Annotated in this window: 1 protein-coding gene; it reads right to left on the bottom strand. The window is 76.2% G+C overall.

All coding sequences use genetic code 11. The features are described 5' to 3' along the window. Positions 1–115: 115 nt before the first annotated feature. Positions 116–1300 carry an ROK family transcriptional regulator gene (locus KBX39_RS31215; protein ID WP_210874002.1) on the bottom strand — a complete coding sequence of 395 codons (1185 nt, stop codon included), beginning with the start codon at positions 1298–1300 and terminating at the stop codon, positions 116–118. Positions 1301–1391: the final 91 nt, after the last annotated feature.

Raw genomic sequence — 1391 nt, 5'->3', positions numbered from 1 at the left:
GACTGACCCTCCTCCTGCGCTCGCGATCTTGCACTTGCGGCCCACGTGATGCCGCTTATGCCCGTCTCGGGAGGGCCGCAAGTGCAAGATCGACGGGGTGAGGTGAGGGCGGGGGTCAGCGGGCGGCGTAGGTCTGGGTGCTGACCAGGTGGGCCGCGCCGATCAGGGCGGCGGTGTCGCCGAGGTCGGACAGGACGATCGGCAGGCTGCCGGTGGCCAGCGGCGTGGAGCGCCGGTAGACCACGCCCCGGATCTCGGCGAGCAGGACCGGCCCGATCCCGGCCGGCGCGCCCCCGATGATGACGATGGCCGGGTTGACGAAGCTGACCAGCCCGACCAGCACCTGCCCGAGCCGGCGGGCGGCGTCGCGGACGATGGTCTGCGCCGCCGGGTCGCCCTCGGTGGCCGCCGCCGCCACGTCGGCCACCGCCAGCGTCCCGGCCGCGGCCAGCCGGTCCGCGAGCACCGTCGAGCGCCCGGCCCGCGCGGCCGTCACCGCCTCCCGCGCCAGCGCGGCATCCCCGCAGTACGCCTCGACGCACCCGTTGTTGCCGCAGCCGCAGAGCGGCCCGTCCTCGCTGAGCTGGAGGTGGCCGATGTCGCCGGCCCCGCTGGCCGCGCCCCGGTAGAGCGAACCGGCGAGCACCAGCCCGCAGCCGACCGCGTCGCCCAGCTTGACGGCGAGGAAGTCGTCGAACGGGCGGCCGGTGCCGGCGTGCCGTTCACCGAGGGCCATCGCGTTGGCGTCGTTGTCGACCTGCACCGGGCAGCCCAGCTCGGCGGCGAGCGTGTCGCGTACCGGGAAGCGGTGCCAGCCGGGCAGGGCCGGCGGGGAGACCGGCGTGCCGTCGCGGACCTCGACCGGCGCGGGCAGCGCGACACCGACGCCGGTCAGCGACGTCAGCCCCGCCTCGACGCGCAGCTTGCCGAGCAGCTCGACCATGCGTCCGACCACCACGTCCGGGCCGAGCCGGACGTCCACCGGCTCGTCGTGCCGGGCCAGCGGGTTCAGCTCGCCGTCGGTGAGCGCGACCCGCAGCGTGCCGCCGCCGACGAGCACTGCGCCGAACCGGACCTGCGCGCCGATGCGCAGCAGCGACGACCGTCGCCCGCCCCGCGAGGCAGCCGGGCCGGCGCTCTCCACCAGGCCCAGCGCGGTCAACCGGTCCACCTCGGCGGCGAACCGGGCCCGCGGCAGGCCGAGGAGGTCGGTCAGCTCGACCCGGGACCGCGGGCCGTCGTCGCGCAGCAGGCGCAGCAGCCGCGCCTGATCCGCCGTTTCCGGTCCGACCATCGGCATGTGGTCACCTCCCCACGGAGAATGTGCCACATCGGCGCCCGAGCACACGGGAGCGGGCCGGTCACCCGGAGGTGACCGGCCCGCTGTCCGC

The sequence above is a fragment of the Micromonospora sp. D75 genome, assembly GCF_018070405.1.
Classification (GTDB): domain Bacteria; phylum Actinomycetota; class Actinomycetes; order Mycobacteriales; family Micromonosporaceae; genus Micromonospora; species Micromonospora chalcea.
This window is presented reverse-complemented; position numbering and strand designations above follow the sequence as displayed.

What these genes read in the sequence shown, in the direction of transcription:
- KBX39_RS31215 (WP_210874002.1), bottom strand. Translation starts at nt 1,300, where the DNA reads ATGCCGATGGTCGGACCGGAAACGGCGGATCAGGCGCGGCTGCTGCGC.